Annotated in this window: 22 protein-coding genes and 2 tRNA genes; 13 read left to right on the top strand and 11 right to left on the bottom strand. The window is 67.6% G+C overall.

What is annotated here, in order from left to right; genetic code table 11:
- The first annotated feature begins 68 nt into the window (after positions 1 to 68).
- Positions 69 to 902 (top strand): oxidoreductase, encoded by an 834-nt coding sequence (locus ABE485_RS15575; protein WP_346516168.1) that lies wholly within the window; start codon positions 69 to 71, stop codon positions 900 to 902.
- Between the two features lie 97 nt (positions 903 to 999).
- Positions 1000 to 1545 carry a hypothetical protein gene (locus ABE485_RS15570; protein WP_346516167.1) on the top strand — a complete coding sequence of 182 codons (546 nt, stop codon included), beginning with the start codon at positions 1000 to 1002 and terminating at the stop codon, positions 1543 to 1545.
- Positions 1546 to 1665: 120 nt separating this feature from the next.
- On the opposite strand, the gene ABE485_RS15565 is transcribed toward ABE485_RS15570, so the two are convergent.
- A complete protein-coding gene (locus ABE485_RS15565; protein WP_346516166.1) occupies positions 1666 to 3003 on the bottom strand; it encodes a DUF3100 domain-containing protein in 1338 nt (445 codons plus the stop codon).
- A gap of 305 nt (positions 3004 to 3308) precedes the next feature.
- Here ABE485_RS15565 and ABE485_RS15560 point away from each other — a divergent pair, with 305 nt between their 5' ends.
- The 4 genes from ABE485_RS15560 (at position 3309) to ABE485_RS15545 (ending at position 7196) form a co-directional block, all read left to right on the top strand.
- A complete protein-coding gene (locus tag ABE485_RS15560) occupies positions 3309 to 4238 on the top strand; it encodes a LysR family transcriptional regulator (protein ID WP_346516165.1) in 930 nt (309 codons plus the stop codon).
- 72 nt (positions 4239 to 4310) lie between these two features.
- A complete protein-coding gene (locus ABE485_RS15555; protein ID WP_346516164.1) occupies positions 4311 to 4502 on the top strand; it encodes a DUF2970 domain-containing protein in 192 nt (63 codons plus the stop codon).
- A 413-nt stretch (positions 4503 to 4915) separates the two neighbouring features.
- Complete coding sequence (locus ABE485_RS15550; protein WP_346516163.1) at positions 4916 to 6658, top strand: nitrite/sulfite reductase; 1743 nt, start codon at positions 4916 to 4918, stop codon at positions 6656 to 6658.
- Positions 6651 to 7196: a DUF934 domain-containing protein gene (locus ABE485_RS15545; RefSeq protein WP_346516162.1), complete on the top strand. Its 546-nt coding sequence runs from the start codon at positions 6651 to 6653 to the stop codon at positions 7194 to 7196. The genes ABE485_RS15550 and ABE485_RS15545 overlap by 8 nt, the downstream gene beginning before the upstream one ends.
- A gap of 54 nt (positions 7197 to 7250) precedes the next feature.
- Here the strand turns inward: ABE485_RS15545 and ABE485_RS15540 are convergent, their stop codons facing one another.
- Positions 7251 to 8243: a Bug family tripartite tricarboxylate transporter substrate binding protein gene (locus tag ABE485_RS15540; RefSeq protein ID WP_346516161.1), complete on the bottom strand. Its 993-nt coding sequence runs from the start codon at positions 8241 to 8243 to the stop codon at positions 7251 to 7253.
- Between the two features lie 59 nt (positions 8244 to 8302).
- Positions 8303 to 9400 (bottom strand): mandelate racemase/muconate lactonizing enzyme family protein, encoded by a 1098-nt coding sequence (locus tag ABE485_RS15535; protein WP_346516160.1) that lies wholly within the window; start codon positions 9398 to 9400, stop codon positions 8303 to 8305.
- A gap of 106 nt (positions 9401 to 9506) precedes the next feature.
- Between ABE485_RS15535 and ABE485_RS15530 the strand changes: the two genes are divergently transcribed.
- A complete protein-coding gene (locus tag ABE485_RS15530; protein WP_346516159.1) occupies positions 9507 to 10460 on the top strand; it encodes a LysR family transcriptional regulator in 954 nt (317 codons plus the stop codon).
- Here the strand turns inward: ABE485_RS15530 and ABE485_RS15525 are convergent.
- Both ABE485_RS15525 and ABE485_RS15520 read right to left on the bottom strand, forming a co-directional pair.
- Positions 10457 to 10996, bottom strand: coding sequence for a 1,2-dihydroxy-3-keto-5-methylthiopentene dioxygenase (locus tag ABE485_RS15525; protein ID WP_346516158.1), 540 nt, complete (start codon positions 10994 to 10996; stop codon positions 10457 to 10459). The genes ABE485_RS15530 and ABE485_RS15525 overlap by 4 nt on opposite strands.
- Positions 10997 to 11008: 12 nt before the next feature.
- Complete coding sequence (locus ABE485_RS15520; RefSeq protein WP_346516157.1) at positions 11009 to 11803, bottom strand: MetQ/NlpA family ABC transporter substrate-binding protein; 795 nt, start codon at positions 11801 to 11803, stop codon at positions 11009 to 11011.
- A gap of 177 nt (positions 11804 to 11980) precedes the next feature.
- On the opposite strand from ABE485_RS15520, the gene ABE485_RS15515 reads away from it, so the two are divergent.
- On the top strand, positions 11981 to 13054 hold the full coding sequence (locus ABE485_RS15515; RefSeq protein ID WP_346516156.1) for a DUF6817 domain-containing protein: 1074 nt from the start codon (positions 11981 to 11983) through the stop codon (positions 13052 to 13054).
- A 104-nt stretch (positions 13055 to 13158) separates the two neighbouring features.
- On the opposite strand, the gene ABE485_RS15510 is transcribed toward ABE485_RS15515, so the two are convergent.
- The 5 genes from ABE485_RS15510 to hemA all read right to left on the bottom strand — a co-directional run bounded on the left by ABE485_RS15510 (position 13159) and on the right by hemA (position 17553).
- Positions 13159 to 13719 carry a UbiX family flavin prenyltransferase gene (locus tag ABE485_RS15510; RefSeq protein ID WP_346516155.1) on the bottom strand — a complete coding sequence of 187 codons (561 nt, stop codon included), beginning with the start codon at positions 13717 to 13719 and terminating at the stop codon, positions 13159 to 13161.
- Between the two features lie 7 nt (positions 13720 to 13726).
- Complete coding sequence (gene grxD / locus ABE485_RS15505) at positions 13727 to 14053, bottom strand: Grx4 family monothiol glutaredoxin (protein ID WP_076517441.1); 327 nt, start codon at positions 14051 to 14053, stop codon at positions 13727 to 13729.
- A 214-nt stretch (positions 14054 to 14267) separates the two neighbouring features.
- Entirely contained in the window at positions 14268 to 15101 is an 834-nt protein-coding gene (prmC, locus tag ABE485_RS15500; RefSeq protein ID WP_346516154.1) for a peptide chain release factor N(5)-glutamine methyltransferase, read from the bottom strand.
- A gap of 10 nt (positions 15102 to 15111) precedes the next feature.
- Positions 15112 to 16194, bottom strand: coding sequence for a peptide chain release factor 1 (gene prfA, locus ABE485_RS15495; protein ID WP_346516153.1), 1083 nt, complete (start codon positions 16192 to 16194; stop codon positions 15112 to 15114).
- Positions 16195 to 16278: 84 nt separating this feature from the next.
- On the bottom strand, positions 16279 to 17553 hold the full coding sequence (hemA, locus tag ABE485_RS15490; RefSeq protein WP_313625026.1) for a glutamyl-tRNA reductase: 1275 nt from the start codon (positions 17551 to 17553) through the stop codon (positions 16279 to 16281).
- Positions 17554 to 17884: 331 nt separating this feature from the next.
- Here hemA and ABE485_RS15485 point away from each other — a divergent pair.
- From ABE485_RS15485 to ABE485_RS15475, 3 genes are all read left to right on the top strand, one after another.
- Positions 17885 to 17960 (top strand) — tRNA-Phe (locus ABE485_RS15485).
- A 170-nt stretch (positions 17961 to 18130) separates the two neighbouring features.
- Positions 18131 to 18206, top strand: a tRNA-Phe gene (locus ABE485_RS15480).
- 218 nt (positions 18207 to 18424) lie between these two features.
- The gene (locus tag ABE485_RS15475; RefSeq protein ID WP_346516152.1) at positions 18425 to 20884 is read left to right on the top strand and encodes a mechanosensitive ion channel family protein; all 2460 of its coding nucleotides are present in this window, start codon (positions 18425 to 18427) and stop codon (positions 20882 to 20884) included.
- A gap of 20 nt (positions 20885 to 20904) precedes the next feature.
- Here the strand turns inward: ABE485_RS15475 and ABE485_RS15470 are convergent, their stop codons facing one another.
- Positions 20905 to 21375, bottom strand: a complete 471-nt coding sequence (locus ABE485_RS15470) for an Lrp/AsnC family transcriptional regulator (RefSeq protein WP_346516151.1) — start codon at positions 21373 to 21375, stop codon at positions 20905 to 20907.
- A 194-nt stretch (positions 21376 to 21569) separates the two neighbouring features.
- On the opposite strand from ABE485_RS15470, the gene ABE485_RS15465 reads away from it, so the two are divergent.
- Together ABE485_RS15465 and ABE485_RS15460 are read left to right on the top strand one after the other, a co-directional pair.
- Positions 21570 to 22214, top strand: coding sequence for a LysE family translocator (locus ABE485_RS15465; RefSeq protein ID WP_346516150.1), 645 nt, complete (start codon positions 21570 to 21572; stop codon positions 22212 to 22214).
- Between the two features lie 45 nt (positions 22215 to 22259).
- Complete coding sequence (locus ABE485_RS15460; RefSeq protein ID WP_346516149.1) at positions 22260 to 23171, top strand: EamA family transporter; 912 nt, start codon at positions 22260 to 22262, stop codon at positions 23169 to 23171.
- Positions 23172 to 23179 lie beyond the last annotated feature (8 nt).

The raw sequence follows: 23179 nt of genomic DNA, 5'->3' as shown, positions 1-23179 counted from the left end.
ATTCGGCTTATCTGGCATGATCGTGAAGACTACCATGCACTCTCCCATCGACAATGGAGAGTCGCTTCATGACATCCCCCAAGACTTTGCTCATCACTGGCGTCAGCAGCGGCTTCGGCCGCGCGCTCGCCGAAGAAGCCCTGGCCGCCGGTCACCGCGTCGTCGGCACGGTGCGCGGCGACCCGGCCAGGATCGCATTCGAAGCCCTGTCGCCCGGCGCCGCCATTGGCCGCGTGCTGGACGTGACCGACTTCGACGCCATCGACGGCGTGGTGGCGGACATCGAGGCCAGCGTCGGCGCCATCGATGTCCTGGTCAACAACGCGGGCTACGGGCACGAAGGCGTCATGGAAGAATCGCCGCTGTCGGAGATGCGGCGCCAGTTCGACGTGAACGTGTTCGGCGCTGTGGCGATGATGAAGGCGGTCCTGCCCTACATGCGCCGGCGCCGGCGCGGCCACATCCTGAACATCACGTCCATGGGCGGCCACATCACCATGCCGGGCATCGCCTACTACTGCGGCAGCAAGTTCGCGCTGGAGGGCATTTCCGAAGCCTTGGGCAAAGAGGTGCGGCCCCTGGGCATTGCCGTGACAGCCGTGGCGCCGGGGTCGTTCCGAACCGACTGGGCCGGCCGGTCCATGACGCGCACGCCCCGCGCCATCGCGGACTATGACGCCATCTTCGATCCCATCCGCCAGGCCCGCGAAGAGAAAAGCGGCCGGCAACCGGGCGATCCTCGCAAGGCGGCGCGCGCCATGCTCGCGGCCATGGCTGCGGATCACCCGCCCGCGCACCTGCTGCTGGGCAGCGATGCGCTGGCGCTGGTCAGGGGCAAGCTATCCGCTCTGGACCAGGAAATGCGAGCGTGGGAGGCGATCACGGTCTCCACGGACGGCTGATCCCTCACGCGGGCGGCGCGCCGCTTCCTCTGTTACAGTGAACTTGTAACGCGAAGGACGGACCAACCTGTAGGTCAACCACGACAGGGAGCCCCGCATGAGCATTGCAGCGATCTCCGCCATTCCCCGCGTCGCGTCGCCCTACCCGGCGCGCGTGCCGATGCTGGATGACACCCGCCCCAACTGGGAAACTGAACGTGCGGCGCAGAACCAGGCCGCCCGGCAGGCTCAGCGCACCGCGCAGGCACAGGCCGCCAGATCGGCCAGGACCGATTACCAGGCATCGCGCGTCCCAGGCCAGGATGCGGCCTCCGCAGAGCCCCTGCTGATCGCCGCCCCGGCGGCCAACCTCGACGAACTGCGCGACCTGTACGCCGAATCCCGGATGCGGCGCGCGGTAGAGGAATTCTCCGCCCGCCCCGATCCGGTGGCGCAGCGCGCCGACGCCGCCAACGACTGGGGCACCATCGAAGGGCTGGCTCCGCTGCAGCCCTACCGCGTCGCGATGGGCAATCCCCAGGTGGAATTGCAGGCCGCCAACGTGCTGAAAGCCGCCGGCATCGGCATTCCCAAGGTCGCCAACATCGGGGCCACCGAAAACGTGACCGACAACGCGCGCTACCGGCCCGGCGCTGCGCCCTGACCTGGACGCGCCCGCGCCTTCGGCTTGCTGCCCCCCAAGGGGGCGTTTTCATCTTGAGACGGCTCGACGATGAAAAAGGCCGCCTGATTGCAGGCGGCCTTCTCGTCTGGCGCAGTCGGATCAGTGGAAGAATTCCGCGATCATTGTGGCGCCCAGGAAGGTGCCGGCGTTGGCGGCCAGCGACACCACCACGATCTTCCAGCCCAGCTTGCGGAAGGCGGGCAGGTCCTTGAGGATCGACAGGCCGGCCATGGCCAGGATCACGGTCGTGAACGGCAGGAAGTTCACCTTGCCGACCAGCGCGATGATCTGGTCCGAGTACGGCAGCACGCCGGGGCAGCCCGCCGTCATGGCGATCAGCGACAGCACGAACACGGCCGGCAGCTTGGGAATCACGCGCAGGATCAGATCGGTCAGGACGACCAGCAGGACGATGATGCCCATGCCGGGCAGCGCGTCCGCGAACGGCACGTTGTAGCCCAGGCGGTTGCCCACCAGCGCGAACAGGCCGCAGATCACGTAGGCGGTCAGGCGGTCGCCGAAGCCCATCTTGGCGTTGTGCGCGGGCACGTCTTCCGACACGCTGCTGTCCACGACGGCCTCGTCGGCCTTGCCGCGCGAGAAGCGGCCCAGCACGGGTTCCAGCTTGCCGTACAGGAAGATGGTCGTGGGCAGCGAGATGAACAGCGTGAAGTACACGCCCACCACGGTCGTCAGCAGATTGGCCGCAGCGGCCAGCGCGGCCACCTGATGCGCCATTTCCGGCGTCTGCTGCGAAGCGATCGCGCCCACGCCGGCGGCCATCATGCTGCCCGAGCCCACGCCGGCGCCCATGGCGAGCGAACGCGGATCGAAGATGTTCAGGCTGGTGATGAAGCCGGCCATCAGCGCGACGAACAGCGCGCCGATCACGGTGCCCGTGATGTACTCGGCCATCACGCCGCGGCCTTCCGGCGAATTCATGCCATAGCGCTCGCCGATGATCGCCAGGCTGGGCTCGCGGCCCACCGAGAACGTGGCGCCGATGGCCTCGCGCTTGATGCCCAGCAGCAGCGCCAGCGGCAGGCCGATGGCCATGGTGCCGAAGAAGTGGCCGAATTCCTGGAACACCAGCGCCCAGCCGGCCTCGCGCACCTGCGGCAAGGCGCCGCCCACCATCAGGCCCAGCTTGGCCAGGAACGGCAGCAGCGCGTATTGCAGATAGCCGCTGATGCGGGTCTGCATGGCCTTGTCGATCCCGACGCTCGCGGGCAGACGCTGGCCGAAGGCCGCGACGACGGCGCCAATGAAGATGGCCCAAAGCATCGGCTGCAGAATGATCTTGCCGGGGCCCACCGCGAAGGTGACGCTACCGATCGCTTCGGCAATGACCACCACCAGCAAAATGGCGGCAAGCATGCGGACGCGGTCCGATAGCGGCATGGTGGGCAGGGCCAGGCTGGCGCTGGCATGAGACATCGGATTCCCCTGAAACGTGAGTAGTAGTCGTGGCGGCGGACCGCAAGCCGGGGCGGCGATGGCGCCCCTCCTCCCGGGCAGGCCGGACAGGCGGCGCAGGGCGCGCCGGCCGCTCGGGCGGAACTGGGAATTTTCGCCCGTGGGCCTGGCGGGCAACCATGACACCACAGGGGCATTAACGTTGCGTAAAATGCAACGGAACGCCTATTCCTGGGAAAATTTTGCACGGAAACGACAGGAGCTAGGGTAAACCCTAGCCAAATTCCGTGGATATTCCGCCGCACTTGCGCCACGGAGCACGCGCCATGGATGAAAAACTCGATTCCCGCCGCACCCATTACTTCATGCAGGTCATGAGCCGGGGGTCGGTGCGCGGCGCGGCCGAAGCGCTGGACATGGACCCTTCCGCCGTCAGCCGGGCCATTGCGGCACTCGAACGCGACTGCGGCATGGCGCTGTTCGAACGCCGCGGGCGCGGCGTGGTGCCCACCGACGCCGGCCACATCCTGGCCCGCTACGTCACGCGTCAGCAGAACATCCAGGAAAGCTTCTTTTCCGAGATCGACAGCCTGCGCAAGGCAGAACGAGGCCACATCGACCTGGTGCTGGGCGAGGGCTTCGTCGAACTCATGTTCGACCGCGTCCTGCCCGGCTACTGGCGCAGCCATCCGGAAGTCACGCTGGACATCGATGTCGCCCGCACGTCCGAGATCGTCCAGCGCATCGTGGACGACCGCGCCTATATAGGATTGGTGTTCCAGCCGCCCACCGACGCCCGCCTGCGCACGCACTACTCGCGGCCCGAACCCATCCGCGCCATCGTGCGCCAGGACCATCCCCTGACGCGGCTGGGGCGTCCCCTGCTGCTGACCGACCTGGCCGACTACCCCGGCGCCTCCATGCAGGAAGGCTTCGGCGTGCGCCAGCATATCCAGGCCGCCGAAATCAGCGAGCAGGTGCGCCTGCACAACGTGCTGACCACCTCGTCCTTCAAGGCGCTGTGGCAGTTCGCCGCAGCCGGCATCGGCTACGCCCTCACCCCGCCGATCGCCGTCACGGCCGACATGGGCGCGCAGCGGCTGGCCAGCCTGCCGCTGGCCAATCCCATCCTGAACCAGGGCAGCCTGCACGTGCTCAGCCGCGCCGGCCGCCACATCTCTCCGGCCGCACGCGAACTGCTGGAACACATCGTGCGCGGCATCGGCGCCGCGCCGCCATCTGATACGGCCGTCTGAAGCGGATCTGCATCTGCCGGCCCGCGGCCGCCGCGTCTACAGTGGCCCTGTCCGCCCATCCAGGAGCCGAATATGCTTAGTATCCTGCGCACGGTCCGCTCCGTGCTCTGGGCCTTTTTCGGCGTGCGCCGCGGCCGCGGCTACGACGCCGACATCGCCCACAACAAACCCGGCCCGCTCATCGCCACCGGCCTGCTGCTGGCCGCCTGCCTGGTGACCATCCTGGTTTTGGTGGCGCGCTGGGCAGTCAACGCGGCGCTGTAGGCGACAAACGCAGCCTTGCGCAAGAACAATGTGACTGCCCATACAAGTAAGTAGGCTTCAACAGCCGCCTTGCGCTCGCACCGGCCTGGCTGGCCAATGCCACAAACTCGCTTTTTTGATCGTTCACGGTAACAGGACTCCAAGGCATGGAACTCTCCCGGGCACCTAACCGGAAAAGTGTCACCCATGTCCCTGTACACCTGTCACCTATCTCCTCAGTCCATACAGGCAGCCCCCTCGGGGGGCAGCAAGCGCGCAACGCGCGCGCGGCGTGGGGGCCTTATTTCCTTATTACCAGAATGACTTAGACGCTCGCGGCGGCTGGCTGTTACGGTTATGAACCCCCCCATGCCGGCGCCGTGCGCCTGCCGCCTCCAGGGGCTCAGACCGAGAAGACTTCAAGGGCAGTAGACATGTACGTGTATGACCCCGTCGACCAACAGCTAGTCGAACAGCGTGTCGCGCAATTCGCCGATCAGACGCGCCGCTTCCTCGACGGCCAGCTGACCGAAGATGATTTCCGCGTTCTGCGCCTGCAGAACGGCCTGTACATCCAGCGACACGCGCCCATGCTGCGCGTCGCCATCCCCTACGGCATGCTGGCGTCCCGCCAGCTGCGCACCCTGGCGCACATCGCGCGCAAGTGGGACCGCGGCTACGGACACTTCAGCACCCGCCAGAACATCCAGTTCAACTGGCCCAAGCTCGAAGACGTGCCGGACATCCTGGCCGAGCTGGCCACCGTGCAGATGCACGCCATCCAGACCAGCGGCAACTGCATCCGCAACACCACCACCGACCACTTCGCGGGCGTCGCGCCGGACGAACTCGTCGATCCGCTGGTCTGGTGCGAGATCATCCGCCAGTGGTCCACGCTGCATCCGGAATTCGCCTTCCTGCCGCGCAAGTTCAAGATCGCGGTCAGCGGCGCCGTACAGGATCGCGCCGCCGTCGGCGTGCACGACATCGGCCTGCAGGCGGTCGAGCGCGACGGCAAGCTGGGCTTCCGCGTGTGGATCGGCGGCGGCATGGGCCGCACGCCCATCGTCGGCAAGCTGATCAACCCCTTCGTGGAATGGCAGGACCTGCTGACCTACATGCAGGCCGCGCTGCGCGTCTACAACCTGCACGGCCGGCGCGACAACAAGTACAAGGCGCGCATCAAGATCCTGGTCAAGGACCTGACGCCCGAAGTCTATGCGCAGCAGGTCGATGAAGAGTGGCAGCGCATCAAGGGCGGCCCCGACACCATCACGCAGGAATTCGTCGACACCATCAAGGCCCGCTTCGTCTGGCCGCAGTACGACGCATCCGCCGCCGCCGACACCGACGACACCGCCGCGCTGGCCGCCGCCGACAAGCGCTACGCGCGCTGGCTGCGCACCAACGTGCATGCGCACAAGGTGGCCGGCTATGCCGCCGTCACCGTGTCGCTCAAGCCCACGGGCGTGCCGCCAGGCGACATCACGGCCGACCAGATGGACGCCGTGGCCGACCTGGCCGACGACTTCGGCTTTGGCGAACTGCGCGTGTCGCACGAACAGAACCTGATCCTGGCCGACGTGCGCCGCGCGCGCCTGCACGAACTCTGGCAAAAGCTGGAAGCGCTGAACCTGGCCACACCGAATGTCGGCCTGCTCACCAACATCATCGCCTGTCCGGGCGGAGACTTCTGCGCGCTGGCCAATGCCGTCTCCATTCCCGTGGCCGAAGCCATCCAGCGCCAGTTCGACGACCTGGACTACCTGTTCGAAATCGGCGAACTGGACCTGAACATCTCGGGCTGCATCAACTCCTGCGGCCACCATCACGTGGGGCACATCGGCATCCTCGGCGTCGACAAGGCCGGCGAGGAGTGGTACCAGGTCACGCTGGGCGGCCGCCAGAACGGCGCCGCCAAGCCGCTGCCGGATCTCGAATCCACGCGCGGCGGCGGCGCGGCCGTCGGCCGCATCATCGGACCGTCCTTCGCCCGCCATCAGGTGCCCGGCGTGGTCGACCGCCTGATCCGCACCTACCTGGGCCTGCGCGACAGCGAAGAAGAACGCTTCATCGACGTGGTCGACCGCGTCGGCATCGATCCCTTCAAGCAGGATGTCTACGCCGACCCTGCCTTCGCCAAACCCACCCAGATCGCGGAGGCCGCCCATGTCTGATGTTTACGCCCACGACGCCCCCGGCCCGCACCTGATCCGCAACGGCAAGCTGGAAGCCGACGCCTCGCGCCCCTTCGTGCCCGAACCCGAGGTGCCCGCGGAAGGCCAGGTGCCCGGCGACGAGCCCGGCTGGATCGTTCCGCTGTCCGTCTGGAAGACCTCGCGCGCCACGCTGCGCCGCCACAAGCATCCGGTTGCCGTGCTGCTGAACCCCGACGCCGACCTGGCCGAACTGGCCGATGCCGACGGCACGCTGAACCCCGCCGGCATCGACTTCATCGCCGTGGATTTCCCCGTCTACACCGACGGCCGCGGCTATTCGCTGGCGCAGTTGCTGCGCACCCGCTACCAGTGGCAGGGCGAACTGCGCGCGGTCGGCGACGTGATGATCGACACCATCCACTACCAGGCGCGCGTCGGCTTCGACAGCTTCCTGGTCAAGCCCGGACATGATCCCCACAAAGCGCTGGACGCCTTCAAGACGTTCACGGTGCACTACCAGAAGACGTACCGCGCGCCGACGCCGGCAGCCGCCTGAACGGCGAAAAAATGCGGCCCCCGGAAACGGGGGCCGCTTGCATTGGGCGCACGCCTACTCCGCCTTGATGCCGCCGCGCTGGATCACGGCCGTCCATTTCGCCACGTCGTCCCGGATGCGCTGCGCGAACTGCGCCGGCGTGCTGCCCACCGGCTGAAAACCCAGCCCGGCCAGCTTGTCGCGCAGTTCACCGTTGCGCACGGACTCCCCCAGCGTTGCCGACAGGCGTTCGATGATGGGATCGGGCACGCCGGCCGGCGCAACCAACCCGAACAGAGGCGAGATGTCCACGCCCGGCAGGCCGGCCTCCGTGAACGTGGGCACGTCGGGCAGCTGGCTTGCGCGCTGCGGGCTGGTGACCGCCAGCGCGCGCAGGCGTCCGCCCTTGATGTGCTCGAGCAGCGTGGGCACGGTGGCAAAGGCAAACTGCACCTGGCCGCCCAGGAGGTCGGTGATGACCGTGCCGCCGCCGCGATACGGCACGTGCAGCACATCCACGCCCGCCTGCTGGCGCAGTTGCTCGCCCGCCAGATGCGGCCCGCTGCCGACGCCCGCCGATCCGTACGACAGCGTGCCGGGCTGCGCCTTGGCCAGCGCCAGGAAGGACGCCAGATCGGTCGCCTTGACGGACGGGTGCACAACCATGACGAAGGGCGCCGTCGCCATGAGCGAGATCGGCGCGAAATCCTTGATCGCGTCGTACGGCTGGCGATCGCCCAGCAGCGCGGGATTGATGGTGAACGTGGAATCGACCATGCCGATCGTGTAGCCGTCCGGCGCCGACACGGCCAGCGCGCGCGTGCCGATGGTGGTGCCGCCCCCGCCGCGGTTCTCCACGACGAAGGGCTGGCCCAGGGCCTGCGCATACACCTGGCCCGCCATGCGTCCCAGGGTGTCGGTCGCCGCGCCCGGCGGATACGGGATGAACAGGCGGACCGCCTTGTCCGGGTACTGCGCGGCGCGCGCCGCGGGAGTCCAGGGCAGGACGGCCGCGCCCAGGGCCAGGGCCGTGCCGTTGATCAGGAACGATCTGCGCGATTGATGCATGGGTTTGTCTCCAGGTTTATGTTCTTTGCGGCCTCTTTGGACCTGTGCCGCCTTGGGGGTCAGGCGCTGTAGCGGCCCTCGGCAAGCGCCGTTTCCGGATCCGCGCCCAGCCCGGGGCCGTCCGGCACGTTGACCCAGCCGTCCGCGATCGGCACGCTGCGGCCGTAAGGCACGTGCGCGAGTTCGACGTAAAGGCGTTCCAGCGATACCTCGGCCTGCTGCGCCGCGATCAGATGCAGGCTGGCGAGATAGCCGGGGCCAAAGAACGCCACCTGCGGCGCGCAGACGACGCTCGTACCCGCGCACTTTTGCGCGATACGCCACGCGGCAGTCAGGCCCAGTTTGATGACGCTGGGCTGCACGTACTGCGCCGCTTCGGTATCCACCACGCGCTCCAGATCGGTGGCGCTGCCGGCGTTCTCGCCCACCGCCAAGGGAATGCCGCAGGCGCGCTTCAGGCGCGCCAGGGCGCGGTCGTCCTCGGGCGGCCACAGCGGCTCCTCGATCCAGAACGGATCATGCGGGCGCATGGCGTCGATGGCGGCCTCGGCCTCGCCAGGCAGCCAGGCGCAGTTCGTGTCCACCATGATGGGAACGCCCGGCCCCGTGCTGCGGCGCACGGCGGCCAGCGCATCGGCGGTGCGCTCGTGCAGCTTGATCTCGGTATAGCCCTCGTCCAGCGCCCGCGTGGTCACGGCGTCCAGGCGTTCGGCGTTGCCGTAGTACTGCAGCAGCGACGCATAGACGCGCACGCGTTCGCGGCGCCTGCCGCCCAGCAGTTCGTACAGGGGCACGCCCGCGCGCTTGGCGCGCAGGTCCCACAGCGCAATGTCCAGTCCCGCCAGCGCATGCACCACGGGCCCGGACCGCCCCAGATTGTGCAGCGTGCGCTGCATGCCGGGCAGCAGCGTGTCGTCGTCCGCCTCGCGGCCGCAGGCCAGCGGCGCGATCAGGGTTTCGAAGATGGCCTGCAGGGCGCGCGGCTCCACGCAGTACGACTCGCCCCACGCCACCGTGCCGTCCTCGGTCTGCAGGCGGACCAGCGCGCTGTCCAGCTTGTCGCGCGGACGGCCCGCAAAGAGCGGCGACGGGCTCCAGTGGTGGAACGGCAGGCGCAGGGGAATGCAGGCGACGGAGACGATGGTATTGGCGGGCATGTGGCGGCTGTGCGGCGTGATGATTCGGGATTCGATGCGGCTATTCTGGCGGGCTGCCGCTCATATGGTCAAATAGATGAATTGACTATTTCCATATGAATTTCATATGTTCAACCGTCGAGAACTCCTGCTGCTGCGCGCGATGTACCGGCACGACACCGTCACCGCCGCGGCCGCGTCGGTCAACATGACGCAGCCCGCCGCCAGCGCCCTGCTGCGCGACATGGAGACACGGCTGGGCTTTGCGCTGTTCAGCCGCGAGAACCGCCGCCTGCACCTCACCAGCCAGGGCCGGGCGCTGATACCCGAAGTGCTCAACGCGCTGGCCGGCATCGAGGCCGTGGACCGCCTGGCCGTCGACATCCGGCAAGGCGCGCTGGCGCGGCTGGATGTCGGCGCCGTCGCGATCGCGGCGTCCAGCCTGCTGCCCCCCGCCATGGCCGGCATGCGCCGGGCGCATCCGGCGGTGGCGGTGACCGTCCGCGCCGGCACCGCGCTGGAAATCATCGAAATGGCGGTGGACCACCGCATCGACCTGGGCATCATCATCGGCTCGCCGCCGGACATCGACCGTGTCTCCAGCCTGCGACTCGCGCCTTTGGGGCTGCATGCGGTCATGCCGCAGGACCATCCCTGGGCGAGGCAGCCCGCGTTGACGCTTGAAGAGGTGGCCGCCGCCGGGCCGATCGTGCTGGCGCCCGCCCTGCCCGCGGGCCGCGCGACGCGCCAGGCGCTGGAAGCGCGCGGACTGCCCTATCGCCCCATCATCGAGGCCGCGCAGTCGTCAGCCGCCTGCGCGCTGGCGGCGCAGGGCCTGGGCGTGGCCATCGTCGAAAGCCTGGGCGCGCATTATGCCGAGCGCCAGGGCCTGGCCACGCGCCACCTGCTGGCGCTGGAGGATCCGGTGCTGGCGGTGGTGTGGTCGCGCGACCGCGCCATGAGCGCGCCGGCGCAATTGCTGCAGGAAGGATTGGCGCAACAGGCGCGGATGTGGCTGTCCCGGACGGAGCCTGCGCCGGGCGCAAGCAAGCCCGCGCGCGTGCCGCGCAAGCAGCGTTAGGGCAGGACCGGAAAGCGCGTGGCGATATCGTCGCCCGTGAACTGCGCGACCCAGCCGGCAGGATCGTTGAACAGCCGGATGCAGGTGAAGGCCGGCGACGATCCCATGTCGAACCAATGCGCAATGCCCGCCGGCACCGAAATGAGGTCGTCCTTTTCGCACAGCGCCGCATAGACGCGGCCCTCGGCGTGCAGCACGAACAGGCCGCTACCCGCCACGAAGAAGCGCACTTCGTCGTCCGCGTGCGTGTGCTCGGCCAGGAACTTGCGGCGCAGGGCCTCGCGGTCCGGATGCGTGGCGTCCAGGCTGACGACATCCACGGCCTGGTAGCCGCGTTCCGCCATCAGGCGATCGATCTGCGGACGGTAGGCCGCCAGCACCGCTTCCTGCGGCGCGCCGGGATCCAGCGGCGCCTGCGCGGTCCAGCGCTCGAAACGCACGCCGATGGCGGCCAGTTCGCGCTGGACCTCGGCCGCGTCGTCCAGCACCCGCCCCGCTGCGGGCGCGTCCTCGGGATAGATCGTCAGCGTGGACATCGCGCCGTCGCCTTACCAGGACGTCGTGTAGGCGCCGGGGAACTGCTTGGCGACGAAGGCCTTCACCTCGTCGGATTGGTAGGCCTTGATGAAGCGGGCGATGCGCGGATCATTCTTGTTGTCTTCGCGCGCGGCGATCACCACGGCCGCGAACGGCGCTTCCTTGCTTTCCAGCGTCAGCGCGTCCTTGGCGGGCGACAGGCCGGCCGGGATGGCGTAGGCGGAATTCACCGCGGCCGCGTCCACGTCCTTAAGCGAATGCGGCAGCTGCGCGGCTTCGATCTCGACAAACTTCAGGTTCTTGGGATTCTCGACGATGTCGAACAGCGACGCCGTCACCGTCACGCCGTCCTTCAGCTTGATCAGCTTGGCGGCCTGCAGCACCAGCAGCGCGCGCGCGCCGTTGGTCGGATCGTTCGGAATGGCCACCTTGCCGCCTTGCGGCAGGTCGTCCAGCGACTTCACGCGCTTGGAATAGATGCCCATCTGCTGCACCACGGCGGTCGCCACCGGCACCAGCTTGTAGCCGCGCGCCTTGTTCTGCGATTCCAGGAAAGGCTTGTGCTGGTAGATGTTCAGGTCCAGTTCCTTTGCGTCCAGCGCGGCGTTCGGCTGGATGAAGTCGCTGAATTCGATCAGCTTGACCTTCAGGCCGTCCTTCGCGGCGACCTGCTGCACGACCTCGCCGATCTGCGCGTGCGGACCGACAGTCACGCCCACTTTGAGTTCGGCGTCCTGCGCCATCGCCTGCGTGCTGGCGAAACCGATCAAGGTGGCAAGGACAGCCAGGGAATGGCGAAGGCGCATGGGAAGTCTCTACAGGTAAGTAAGAATGACCCCGGATTCTAGTGACCGCGCTTCAAAACCGGAAGCGATGAATATTCATATTGATATGCGGATTTCCGTATTAAGCAGCGCGATGACAGCACAGCCGCATCCGGACACAATAGAGCCTGCCTTCAATCACACACCCCCTTGCACGCCATGTCCACCACCCCTGAACTGCATCCGCACGCGCGCGCGCTGCTGGCCGACCACTACGCCGCCGTGGACCCCGACCTGCCCGTCCTGCTGGACCTGCTGTTCGCGCGCAGCGCCGGCGAAGACTGGCACAAGGCCGGCACGTTCAAGCATCACCTTTTGGGCGTCTACCGCACGCTCGCGCTCTGGAACCAGCCGCGCGAAGTGCGCCTGCTGGGCCTGTTCCACAGCGTCTACGGCAATGAATACGTCGACCTCACCCTGTTCGACCGCGAACGCGAGCGCAGCACGCTGCGCGAAGCACTGGGCGAAGAAGCCGAGGAATGGGTCAGCCTGTTCTGCGCCATGCCGCGCACGAAGTTCGTACAGGCCATCCTGCAAGGCCAGGGCATGGGATCGGAAGGCCTGACGCTGGAAGGCGCCGACGGGCAGGCCTTCACCTTCACCCCGCGCCAGATCGCGGCGTTCACGGTCGTGTCCGCCGCCGACATCGGTGAACAATGGCACAACTGGCAGGACGAGATCTTCGCGGGCTACCCGCAGCAGCAGCGCCGCGACCTGAAGACGAACTGGGCGTCGTCGCTGTGGCCCGGCCCGCTCAAGCCGCCGTCCAACATCCTGTCGATGCTGTCGCACCTGCTGGCCCCGCTGTCGCGCATGCCGCAGGACACCGGCATCCCGATCCCGCCCGCGTTCGACGCCTGCCGCGCCACGCTCAGCCCGCGCGACGAGGCCGCCGCCAGCGCGCTGTACTGGCAGGTCATCACCCGCATGCATCCGCTGACCGAAATGGACAGCGCCCGCCACATGCTGGAAGCGGCGGTGGAACACAATCCTTGGGTGGGTGAACCGCGCCTGCTGCTGGCGCAGCTTGCGCTGACAGCAGGGGATTTCGAGGCCGCCGAACGGCACGCCGCCGCCGGCCTGGCCGCGCTGCAGGCCTGGGGCACGGCGTGGGACAAGCGCATCGAATGGGCCGGCTGGATGGCCTGGGCGCGCATCGAACTGCAGAACGCGCGCGCCCGCAAATGGCCGGAAAACCTGGCTGCGCTGAACGGCCTGGGCCTGGTGGAGTAAGGGCAGCCGCAGTCGGCAAAGTCCCGCACGCGGGGCCGCTTCCCGAGCTGCCAGCGCGGGCTTGTCCGAGCGCAACGTAACGCCCGCACCTGCCCGCACTTCTCCTACGTGCCTTCCCAGTGCGGGCCGGGCACGACGATGTCGAAAAGCTCCAGCACCCGCGCCACGGTATGGTCCACCATTTCTTCGATGGACGTCGGCCGGTGATAGAACGCAGGCAGCGGCGGAAAGACGATGCCGCCCATTTCCGTCACTGCCGTCATGTTGCGCAGGTGGGCCAGATTGAAGGGCGTCTCGCGCACCATCAGCACCAGGCGCCGGCGTTCCTTGAGCGTGACGTCGGCCGCGCGCGTGATGAGGTTATCGGACAGGCCGTGAGCCACCGCCGCCAGCGTGCGCATCGAGCACGGCACGATCACCATGCCCGCGGTCTGGAACGCGCCGCTGGCCAGCGTGGCGCCCACGTCGCGCACACTGTGGACGTGGTCCGCCAGCGCGTAGACGTCCTGGCGGCTGACATCAAGTTCGTGCTTGATGTTCAGCACGCCCGACGCGGACACCACCAGATGGGTTTCGACATCGTCCACGCCGCGCAGCGCCTGCAGCATGCGCACCGCGTAGAGGGCGCCCGTGGCGCCCGTGATGCCGATGACCAGCCGCCGCATGGAAGCGTTACGCCGTTGCGCCGGATTGCTCCAGCAGCGTTTTCAGTTCGCCGGACTCGTTCATTTCGTTCATGATGTCCGAACCGCCGATGAACTCGCCGGACACGTACAGCTGCGGAATGGTGGGCCAGTTGGAGAACTCTTTGATGCCCTGGCGGACTTCGTCGTCCTCCAGCACATTGACGGTAACCAGCTTCTTCACGCCACAGCCCTTCAGGATCTGGATGGCCTTGCCGGAAAAGCCGCATTGCGGAAACTGGGCGGTGCCCTTCATGAACAGCACGACGGGGTGCTGGGTCACGGTTTCGCGGATGAATTCTTGAACGTCGCTCATGGTGGTCTCTTGGACAGGCAAAACGGAATACGCCAATTATAGGTACAGCCGGGAAAACGCCCCCGATTACCCCGGCCCGGCGCCGGTATATCCAGGAAATTCAAGCGCTGTCGGCCTGTAACGGACACCGCCCCAAGCGAGATACCCCGCCCCTGCCCAAGTGTCTGACACCAAAGCGAGATGCGCTACCCCTTAAACAGGTGCATCGCGGGTGTCAGACACCCCTCGCCGGCAACCGTCCCCCCGAGACCCGCTCGATGCCCGCCAGATCCCGCCGGCTGTGCACATCCTCGAACCCGGCCTGGACCAGCATATCCCGCACCGCCTGAGCCTGATCCCAGCCATGCTCCATCCACAGCGCCCCCCCCGGCTTCAAATGGCCGCCGGCGCCCTGGACGATGCGCCGCAGGTCGTCCAGCCCGCCCGCGCCATCGGTCAGCGCGCCGCGCGGCTCGAATCGCAGATCGCCCTCATCCAGGTGCGGATCGTCGCTGGCCACATAGGGCGGATTGGACACGATCAGGTCGAAGCCTTCGCCCTTGGGCACGGCCTCGTACCAGCTGCCTTCCACGAAACGCACCGCCGCCGTCAGGTCCCAGGCATTGGCGGCCGCCACCGCCAGCGCGGCCGCGCTGACGTCGGACGCCATCACGCGCGCATCGCGGCGCGCCAGCGCGATCGATATCGCGATCGCCCCGCTGCCCGTCCCCAGGTCCAGCACGGCCGGCCCCGCCACCGCGGCCACGCATTCCAGCGCGGTCTCGACCAGCACCTCGGTGTCAGGGCGCGGAATCAGCACGTCGGGCGTCACCCGGAACATGTGCCCCATGAACTCGCGGCTGCCCAGCAGATACGCCATGGGCTCGCCGGCCAGGCGCCGCTGCGCCAGGGCTTCGTAGGCCGCCGCGACTTCGGGCGCCAGCGGATCGGTGTCGTGCGCCAGCAGCCACGCGCGCGGCTTGGCCAGCACATGCTCCAGCAGCATGCGCACTTCCAGGCGCGGCAGGCGGACGTCGAGCAGCAGGCTGCCGAGCTGGGGCGCGGTCATCGCCAACGCCTCAGATGTCGTCGCCCAGGGCCGCGAGCTGCTCGGCCTGGTGCTCGGCGATCAGCGCGCCGGTCAGTTCCTCGAGGTCGCCTTCCATGATCTGCTGCAGCTTGTACAGCGTCAGGTTGATGCGGTGGTCGGTCACGCGGCCCTGCGGATAGTTGTAGGTGCGGATGCGCTCGGAACGGTCGCCCGTGCCGATCAGGCTCTTGCGCTCGGCGGCTTCCTTGCTCTGGCGTTCGCGCTCTTCCTTGTCCTTCAGGCGCGCGGCCAGCACCTGCATGGCCTTGTCCTTGTTGCGATGCTGCGAGCGGTCGTCCTGGCACTCCACCACCAGTCCGGTCGGCAGGTGGGTGATGCGCACCGCCGAATCCGTCTTGTTGATGTGCTGGCCGCCCGCGCCGCTGGCGCGGAAGGTGTCGATGCGCAGGTCGCTGGGGTTGATCACGATCTCGGACATTGCATCGGCCTCGGCCATGATGGCCACGGTGCAGGCCGACGTGTGAATGCGGCCCTGCGCCTCGGTCGCGGGCACGCGCTGCACGCGGTGCGCCCCCGACTCGAACTTCAGGCGGCCATAGGCGCCGTCGCCGTCGATGCGCGCGATCACTTCCTTGTAGCCGCCCAGCTCCGACGCGCTCTCCGACATCAACTCCACGCGCCAGCCGCGCTGTTCCGCGTAGCGCGTGTACATGCGCAGCAAGTCGCCGGAAAACAGCGCGCTTTCGTCGCCGCCCGTGCCCGCGCGGATTTCCAGGAACACGCTGCGGCCGTCATTGGGGTCGCGCGGCAGCAGCAGGAGCTGCAGCGCGGATTCCAGCGATTCGAGCTTGCCGCGGCCCGCCTTGATCTCGTCCTCGGCCATGGCCTTCAATTCGGGATCGGACAGCATCTCCTGCGCGGCTGCCAGGTCTTCCTCGGTGCGAGCGAAGGCGGTAAACGCTTCGACCACCGGTTCCAGTTCGGCGCGTTCGCGGGAAAGCTTGCGGAAGCGGTCCATGTCGGACGCGGTTTCCGGTTCGGCGAGCAGCGCGTCAACCTCGATCAGGCGATGGCACAAATGCTCCAGCCGGCTGCGCATGGAAGATTTCATGAGGGGAGGACCAAAGAGAAGACAGGAACAGCGGGCGCCCAAAAAACGAACGCCCGCCAGGAGGCGGGACGTGGGGCAGAGCCGCTAACGGCGGGAATCGCGGCCGGGAAAGAGGCGCGGCATCCAGGCAAGCAGCTGCTTGCGGTCGTCGCCTTCGCTGCGGTTCAGCGCCGCCAGCGGGCCGTGCAGGTACTTCTGGGTCAGGCCGTGGGCCAGCTGTTCAAGCACGGCTTCGGGCGATTCGCCCCGCGCCAGGAGGCGGCGCGCGCGTTCCAGTTCGGCGGCGCGGACGTCTTCGGCGGCCTGGTGCAGGTCGCGGATGACGGGCACCACTTCGCGGGACTGCATCCAGTGCATGAAGCCCTGGACGCGGGTTTCGATGATGGCCTCGGCCTGCACCACCGCGGCGCGGCGGGCATCGGTGCCGGTCTGCACCAGGCGGCCCAGGTCATCCACCGAATACAGGTAGACGTCGTCCAGGCGGCCGACTTCGGGTTCGATGTCGCGCGGCACGGCCAGGTCGATCATGACCATCGGGCGGTGGCGACGCAGGCGCGTAGCCCGTTCCACCATCCCCAGGCCGAGGATGGGCAGGGAGCTTGCCGTACAGGAAACGATGACGTCGAACTCGGACAGGCGGTCGGTCAGGTCGGACAGCTTCATCGTGCTGGCCGAGAAGCGGTTGGCCAGGAGTTCGGCGCGTTCGGCCGTGCGGTTGGCCACCACCATACTGCGCGGACGCTGCGCGGCAAAGTGCGTGGCGCACAATTCGATCATTTCGCCCGCGCCGATGAACAGCGTGCGGGCCTGGTCCAGATTGCCGAACACGCGTTCGGCCAGGCGCACGGCCGCGGCAGCCATGGACACCGACTGCGCGCCGATGGCGGTCTGCGACCGCACCTCCTTGGCCACCGAGAAGGTGCGCTGGAACATCTGGTGCAGCAGCGTACCCAGCGAACCGGCTTCGCCGGCGGCGCGCACGGCGTCCTTCATCTGGCCCACGATCTGGGTTTCGCCCAGCACCATGGAATCCAGGCCGCTGGCCACGCGGAACGCGTGGCGGACGGCGTCGTCCTGGTGATGGCGATAAAGGTGCGGGCGCAGCGTGCCGGCATCCAGGCGGTTGTGTTCGGCCAGCCAGGCGGGCAACTGATCCGCCACGTGGCCGTCGGCCGCGCAGTAGATCTCGGTGCGATTACAGGTGGACAGGATGGCGGCTTCGCGGACCGAGCCGCCGAATGCCGAACGCAGGCCTTCCAGGGCGGGCTTGACCAGATCGACGGGCATGGACACGCGTTCGCGGACCGAAACCGGCGCGGACGTGTGATTCAGACCGAAGGCAAGGACAGCTACCGACATGTGAGAGAGATGGCCGACGCCACCCGCGGCTAAGCGTTAAGTACTGCCACTATAAGAACAATGCGTCACAGCCGGCTTGTCGCGCATCAAGCGCGCGCGGCCATCCACCTGTAACAACAAACCGCTAACGATTATACCCCTGCGGGTTATCCCCAGGCCATCCCCGTCCCCCAACCGCGACCTTAAGCCGCAGCTTTCGTGCCTTGCACCCAACACTCCGGTTTTCCGTCCGCCTGGAACACCCGCAATCCGGCCTGTCCGCAAAAAAAGTGGCCGCATCCCGCCCAACTGGCACAAGTCGGAAAAATTGTGTATAGTTGCGGACTTCGTTGGCCTGGTAGCTCAGTCGGTAGAGCAGAGGATTGAAAATCCTTGTGTCGGTGGTTCGATTCCGCCCCAGGCCACCAAAAGAATTATCGGGAGCTTCGGTTCCACAAAAAAACCCAGCCGCTGCGCTGGGTTTTTTTGTGTCCGCGTGGATTGCGGCGGGAAGCGCTGCCCAGGCGCCGATTGCCTGATTGCCTGTCCGCCCCGCCCCCACGACGCCGCCAATTTGTGTATAGTTGCGGGCTTCGTTGGCCTGGTAGCTCAGTCGGTAGAGCAGAGGATTGAAAATCCTTGTGTCGGTGGTTCGATTCCGCCCCAGGCCACCAGAATCTGGAAAGCCCAGCCCGCACCCAAATGCGGCTGGGCTTTCTGCTTTTGCGGCGCGCGCGCGCCCGCGCATGCCCTGTCTCCCCTTCTAGCGCACGGCATTTCGCGATATCGTGAGAGGCCGCCATTCCCGCATCAGATTCCCGCCTCAGATTCCCCCGTCGCGGCAAGTCCGTAGCCCGCAGTCCGTATCCGTAGCCCATAACGGAGTCGCGATATGCGCCCCCGCGCACGAATCCTTTTCTGCCTCTTTGGACTGGCCCTGGGATGGGCGCGCGCGGCGCCGGGCGCGGACGCGCCGGATGCTGCGGCGCAGGCGCCGGCCGTCATCCAGATGGCAGACATCCCCCTGCGGGCGGACACCGACCTGCGCTACGCCGAAGGCGTGCTGCAGCGCGCCGCCACGGCCGACCCCGTTGCCGCCTTCATGCCCGCGCTGGACGTGATCGCGCGGTCCGCCGACGAGAAACTCTTCGAATTCCAGCCCGCCCAACTTCGCGACTTTCCCATCATGCGGCTGGAGAGCCTGGAGCGGCATTGGCTGTTCGACGCCCGGCGGCTGTCGCGCTGGCGCGCCGACATGCGGCAGGCGATTGCCTGGTATGCCAGCGACGCGGCGGAGCTGCTGCGGCGGCGCACGGCGTGGCAGGCGATCAAGGACGGGCCCGGGGCCGCGAGCCTGCCGGCTGCGCTGGCTGACCGAGTCGACGCGGTGATCACGCAGCTGACCGCGGCAGGCGAGGCGCTCTCCGGCCCGCTGTCCCGACAGGTCGAACTTGAGCAGCGCGCCAGCGCCATCGAAGAGCAGATCAAGGCCGGGCAGCGCCAGGTGACTGATGCGATCGATTACGTCGACGCACGCCTGCTGCGCGTGGACTCGCCACCGCTGTGGGCGTTGGCGCGCACGACCGACCCCCACGAACACACGCTGGCGCTTCTGCGGGAAGGGCTGGACATCGAACTGCGCTTTGCCCGCGAGTACAACGCGGCCGGCACCGGCAATCAGCGCGCGCTGTATGCCCTGCAGCTGCTGCTGCTGCCCCTGCTGCTCTGGCTGGCCAGAAAGAGCCGCAGCGCGATCCGCACGGGTGTGATGAGCGAGACGGCAGCCGGCGTGCTGGGCCGGCCCTTGTCCACCTGGGTGCTGCTGTCCATGCTGGGCGTCCTGGCGCTGGAGCCGGACGCGCCACTGATGGTGCAGCAGATCGCGCTGGTGCTGGCGGCCCTGCCCGTGATGCGCCTGCTGCCGCCCTCCAGCCGCCGCCACCTGGATTACTGGCCGCGCGTCATCACCCTGCTTTTCCTGGCGGAACGGCTGGGCTTCCTGTTCCTGGCCAACACCCTGTTCTACCGCATCTCCACCGTCGTGATGGCGGCGCTGGCGCTGGCGGCCATCCTGTGGCTGCTGGCGCGCGGCAGGCGCCAGGCGTATCCGCCCGGCTCCGAACGCCTGGTGCGCGCCCTGCGCGCCGTGGCCTGGGGCGCCGCCGCCCTGCTGTGCGTGTCGCTGGGGGCCAACCTGATCGGCAACGTGTCGCTGTCGGAAATGCTGACCAGCGGCATCATCGGCAGCGGCTACTTCGGCCTGGTGCTCTACGCCGGCGTAACCGTCATCATCACGCTGCTGCAGCTGCTGCTGGCGCGACAGGGCATCTCGCGGTTCAGGCTGGCGCGCGACCATGCGCCGCCGCTGGTGCAATTGCTCATCCGCCTGCTGACGGCGGCCGCCGTCGTGGGCTGGGCGGTGTACACGATGGACCGCTTCCGCGTGCTGCGCGCGACCTACGCGGCCGTCACGCAGGTGCTGTCCTACACGGTGGCGTTCGGCCAGATCTCGATCAGCCTGGGCAACATCCTGATCTTCGTGATCTCGGTGCTGATCGCGTTCTGGGCCGCGCGCACGATACGGCTGGTCCTGCACGACGAGCTGCTGACCCGCATGTCGCTGCCGCGCGGCGTGGGCAACAGCATCGCCTCGCTTACGTACTACCTGGTGCTGCTGCTGGGCCTGGGCATCGCCCTGTCCGCGGCGGGCTTCCAGACCAGCCAGCTGACCATCGTGTTCGGCGCCCTGGGCGTGGGCATCGGCTTCGGGCTGCAAAGCGTGGTCAACAATTTCGTGTCGGGCCTGATCCTGATGTTCGAACGTCCCATCCAGCCGGGCGACGTGGTGGAAATCGGCGGCACGTCGGGCCAGGTGCGGGACATCGGCATGCGCGCCACGCGGATCAAGACGTTCGAAGGCGCCGACGTGATCGTGCCCAACGGCACCCTGCTCTCCGACAAACTCACCAACTGGACCATGCTGGACCGCAGCCGCCGCATCGAAGCCACCATCGGCCTGGCCTACGGCACGGACCCCAGGCAGGTGATCGCGCTGCTGGACGGCGTGGCGCGGCAGACGCAAGGCGTGGTGACCGACCCCGCGCCGGTGGTGCTGTTCATGGGATTTGGCGCCAGCACGCTGGATTTCAGCGTCCGCGCATGGACCTACGACTTCGACCGCTGGATCGACATTCGCAGCGACCTGCTGACGCGGATGTATGACGCGCTGCGAGAGGCCGGCATAGAGATTCCCTTTCCGCAACAGGTGCTGCATCTGCGCAGCGTTTCGGACGAGGCGGGCCAGGCCCTGGCCGCCAGGCCGCCCGCCGCGCCGCCTGCCGAATCCGGCTGAACCGCCTGCCGGCGGGCGCCTCAGGCGCCAGCCGCCACCGGCACCGTCAGCCCGTTCTTCACGCGGCTCATCACCACCAGCGTGGAAAACCGCTTCACGTTGGGATTGCCCCAGAAATGCCGCTGCGCGAAGACCTCGTACTCGGCCATGTCGCGCATGGTCAGGGTCAGGACGAAATCCACTTCACCCGTGACGGACAGGCACTGCATGATTTCCGGCGCGCCCTGCATCGCGCGTTTGAAGTGGTCCAGCTTGTCCGCCCGCTCGCTCTCCAGCGACACCAGCACGACCATGGTGATCCCGCGCCCGACGGCGGCGGGATCGACCACCGACACGTCCGCAGTCACCACTTTGGCCTCGCGCAGGCGCTTCATGCGGCGCAGGCAGGACACGGGGGACAGGTTCACGCGCTGCGCCACGTCCTGGCTGGTCCGCTGGTTGTCTTCCTGCATGCTTTGCAGGATCTGCAGGTCGAAGTCGTCGAGTTCCATGGCAATCCGGAGACGGTAGGTGCGGGGCGGAAAGGGGCTATCGGGCGGATTCTAATCCCGACCACGACGGAATCCGGCGCCAATAAGACGGGAAACTTCATTTCGAGCGCGCCGGACGCAGGAAATATTCAAGAGGCTTGCTTACACTGGGAACCCTCCGCCCGCCACGCGGGAATTTTCAGCCGCACCCCGCAATGCCCTCACTCCAGTTGTTCCTGCTCTTTCTCGCCGCCGATGCGGCGCTCAAGCTCACGCCCGGCCCGGACATGGCGCTGACGCTGTCGCGGGGGATGACGCAGGGGTTCCGGCCCGCCTTCCACAGTGTGCTGGGCAACGTGGCGGCCGGCTTCATCCAGGTGCCGGCCGTGGTGCTGGGCCTGGCGTCCGTGCTGCGCGCCTTCCCCACGCTGTTCGTCGGCATCAAGGCCGCGGGCGGGCTGTACCTGGGCTATCTGGGCATTAAGGCGATGGTGCGCTGCATGCGCGCCGCCGAGGTATCGCTGGCGGCGCGCCCGGGCGACGCGCGCGACGCCTTCTGGCAAGGCTTCATCACCAACCTGCTGAACCCGAAGGTGCTGCTGTTCATGATCGCCTTCCTGCCGCAGTTCACCAGCCCGGACAACGGCCCGGTCTGGGTGCAGATGCTGGTGCTGGGCGTCACGATGAAGGCGCTCAGCCTGCCCTATGGCAGCTTTTTCGCCTACGGCGCGTCGCGCATCCGCGGCTGGGTCGGGCGCAATCCGTGGTTCCTGCGGATGCAACAGGGACTGCTGGGCGCCATCATGCTGGCGCTGGCCCTGTATGTGCTCTACTCCACCGTCTTCAACCCGGCGCCCTGAACCGCCGGCTCGACACCGCCCCCACGCATTGCGCAAGACTTCATCATGACCGCCGCGACCTTGAACAACGGACACGACGCCTCCGCGTCCACCCTGCTTCCCACCCTGTCGCTGATCGGCGCGATGGCATCGCTGTGCGTCGGCACCTCGTTCGCGAAGTCGCTGTTTCCGGAAGTCGGCGCGCAGGGCACCACGGCCTATCGCATCGTGATCGGCGCAATCATCCTGCTGGCGTTCTGGCGGCCCTGGCGCTTTCCGCTGACGCGCCGCAACGCCGCCAAGATCGCGCTGTACGGCGTGACCCTGGCCTGCATGAACCTGCTGTTCTACATGGCCCTGCGCACGCTGCCCCTGGGCGTGGCCATCGCCATCGAATTCACCGGGCCGCTGACGCTGGCCGTGGTGCTGTCGCGGCGCGCGATCGACTTTGTCTGGATCGCCTGCGCGCTGGCCGGCCTGATCCTGCTGATTCCGACCGGGCAGTCCGTCCACGACCTCGATCCCGAAGGCATCGCCTACGCGCTGGGCGCCGCCGTCTGCTGGGCGCTGTACATCATTTTCGGCAAGATGGCCGGCAATGTGCACGGCGGCCAGGCAACATCGCTGGGGCTGCTGGCGGCCGCCATGGTCGCCCTGCCGGTGGGCGCGGCGCACGCAGGCATGGCGCTGCTCGATCCCAAGCTGGTGCTGGCCGGCATCGGCGTCGGCATCCTGTCGAGCGCGCTGCCCTATTCGCTGGAAATGGTGGCGCTGCGCCGCCTGCCGCAAAAGACCTTCGGCGTGCTGCTCAGCATGGAACCCGCCATGGGCGCGCTGGCCGGCGTGATCGTGCTGAACGAACACCTGTCCCGGACCCAGTGGCTGGCCATCTGCGGCATCATCGTCGCTTCCGCGGGCTGCGCGGCGACGGCGCAGCGCAGCCGCAAGAAGCGGCCGGCGCCCAAAGCCGCCGCCTGATCCCCGCG

The organism is Achromobacter spanius (assembly GCF_039673305.1).
GTDB classification, from domain to species: Bacteria; Pseudomonadota; Gammaproteobacteria; order Burkholderiales; family Burkholderiaceae_B; genus Achromobacter; species Achromobacter spanius_F.
This window is presented reverse-complemented; position numbering and strand designations above follow the sequence as displayed.

What these genes read in the sequence shown, in the direction of transcription:
- ABE485_RS15575 (WP_346516168.1), top strand. Translation starts at nt 69, where the DNA reads ATGACATCCCCCAAGACTTTGCTCATCACTGGCGTCAGCAGCGGCTTC.
- ABE485_RS15570 (WP_346516167.1), top strand. Translation starts at nt 1,000, where the DNA reads ATGAGCATTGCAGCGATCTCCGCCATTCCCCGCGTCGCGTCGCCCTAC.
- ABE485_RS15565 (WP_346516166.1), bottom strand. Translation starts at nt 3,003, where the DNA reads ATGTCTCATGCCAGCGCCAGCCTGGCCCTGCCCACCATGCCGCTATCG.
- ABE485_RS15560 (WP_346516165.1), top strand. Translation starts at nt 3,309, where the DNA reads ATGGATGAAAAACTCGATTCCCGCCGCACCCATTACTTCATGCAGGTC.
- ABE485_RS15555 (WP_346516164.1), top strand. Translation starts at nt 4,311, where the DNA reads ATGCTTAGTATCCTGCGCACGGTCCGCTCCGTGCTCTGGGCCTTTTTC.
- ABE485_RS15550 (WP_346516163.1), top strand. Translation starts at nt 4,916, where the DNA reads ATGTACGTGTATGACCCCGTCGACCAACAGCTAGTCGAACAGCGTGTC.
- ABE485_RS15545 (WP_346516162.1), top strand. Translation starts at nt 6,651, where the DNA reads ATGTCTGATGTTTACGCCCACGACGCCCCCGGCCCGCACCTGATCCGC.
- ABE485_RS15540 (WP_346516161.1), bottom strand. Translation starts at nt 8,243, where the DNA reads ATGCATCAATCGCGCAGATCGTTCCTGATCAACGGCACGGCCCTGGCC.
- ABE485_RS15535 (WP_346516160.1), bottom strand. Translation starts at nt 9,400, where the DNA reads ATGCCCGCCAATACCATCGTCTCCGTCGCCTGCATTCCCCTGCGCCTG.
- ABE485_RS15530 (WP_346516159.1), top strand. Translation starts at nt 9,507, where the DNA reads ATGTTCAACCGTCGAGAACTCCTGCTGCTGCGCGCGATGTACCGGCAC.
- ABE485_RS15525 (WP_346516158.1), bottom strand. Translation starts at nt 10,996, where the DNA reads ATGTCCACGCTGACGATCTATCCCGAGGACGCGCCCGCAGCGGGGCGG.
- ABE485_RS15520 (WP_346516157.1), bottom strand. Translation starts at nt 11,803, where the DNA reads ATGCGCCTTCGCCATTCCCTGGCTGTCCTTGCCACCTTGATCGGTTTC.
- ABE485_RS15515 (WP_346516156.1), top strand. Translation starts at nt 11,981, where the DNA reads ATGTCCACCACCCCTGAACTGCATCCGCACGCGCGCGCGCTGCTGGCC.
- ABE485_RS15510 (WP_346516155.1), bottom strand. Translation starts at nt 13,719, where the DNA reads ATGCGGCGGCTGGTCATCGGCATCACGGGCGCCACGGGCGCCCTCTAC.
- grxD (WP_076517441.1), bottom strand. Translation starts at nt 14,053, where the DNA reads ATGAGCGACGTTCAAGAATTCATCCGCGAAACCGTGACCCAGCACCCC.
- prmC (WP_346516154.1), bottom strand. Translation starts at nt 15,101, where the DNA reads ATGACCGCGCCCCAGCTCGGCAGCCTGCTGCTCGACGTCCGCCTGCCG.
- prfA (WP_346516153.1), bottom strand. Translation starts at nt 16,194, where the DNA reads ATGAAATCTTCCATGCGCAGCCGGCTGGAGCATTTGTGCCATCGCCTG.
- hemA (WP_313625026.1), bottom strand. Translation starts at nt 17,553, where the DNA reads ATGTCGGTAGCTGTCCTTGCCTTCGGTCTGAATCACACGTCCGCGCCG.
- ABE485_RS15475 (WP_346516152.1), top strand. Translation starts at nt 18,425, where the DNA reads ATGCGCCCCCGCGCACGAATCCTTTTCTGCCTCTTTGGACTGGCCCTG.
- ABE485_RS15470 (WP_346516151.1), bottom strand. Translation starts at nt 21,375, where the DNA reads ATGGAACTCGACGACTTCGACCTGCAGATCCTGCAAAGCATGCAGGAA.
- ABE485_RS15465 (WP_346516150.1), top strand. Translation starts at nt 21,570, where the DNA reads ATGCCCTCACTCCAGTTGTTCCTGCTCTTTCTCGCCGCCGATGCGGCG.
- ABE485_RS15460 (WP_346516149.1), top strand. Translation starts at nt 22,260, where the DNA reads ATGACCGCCGCGACCTTGAACAACGGACACGACGCCTCCGCGTCCACC.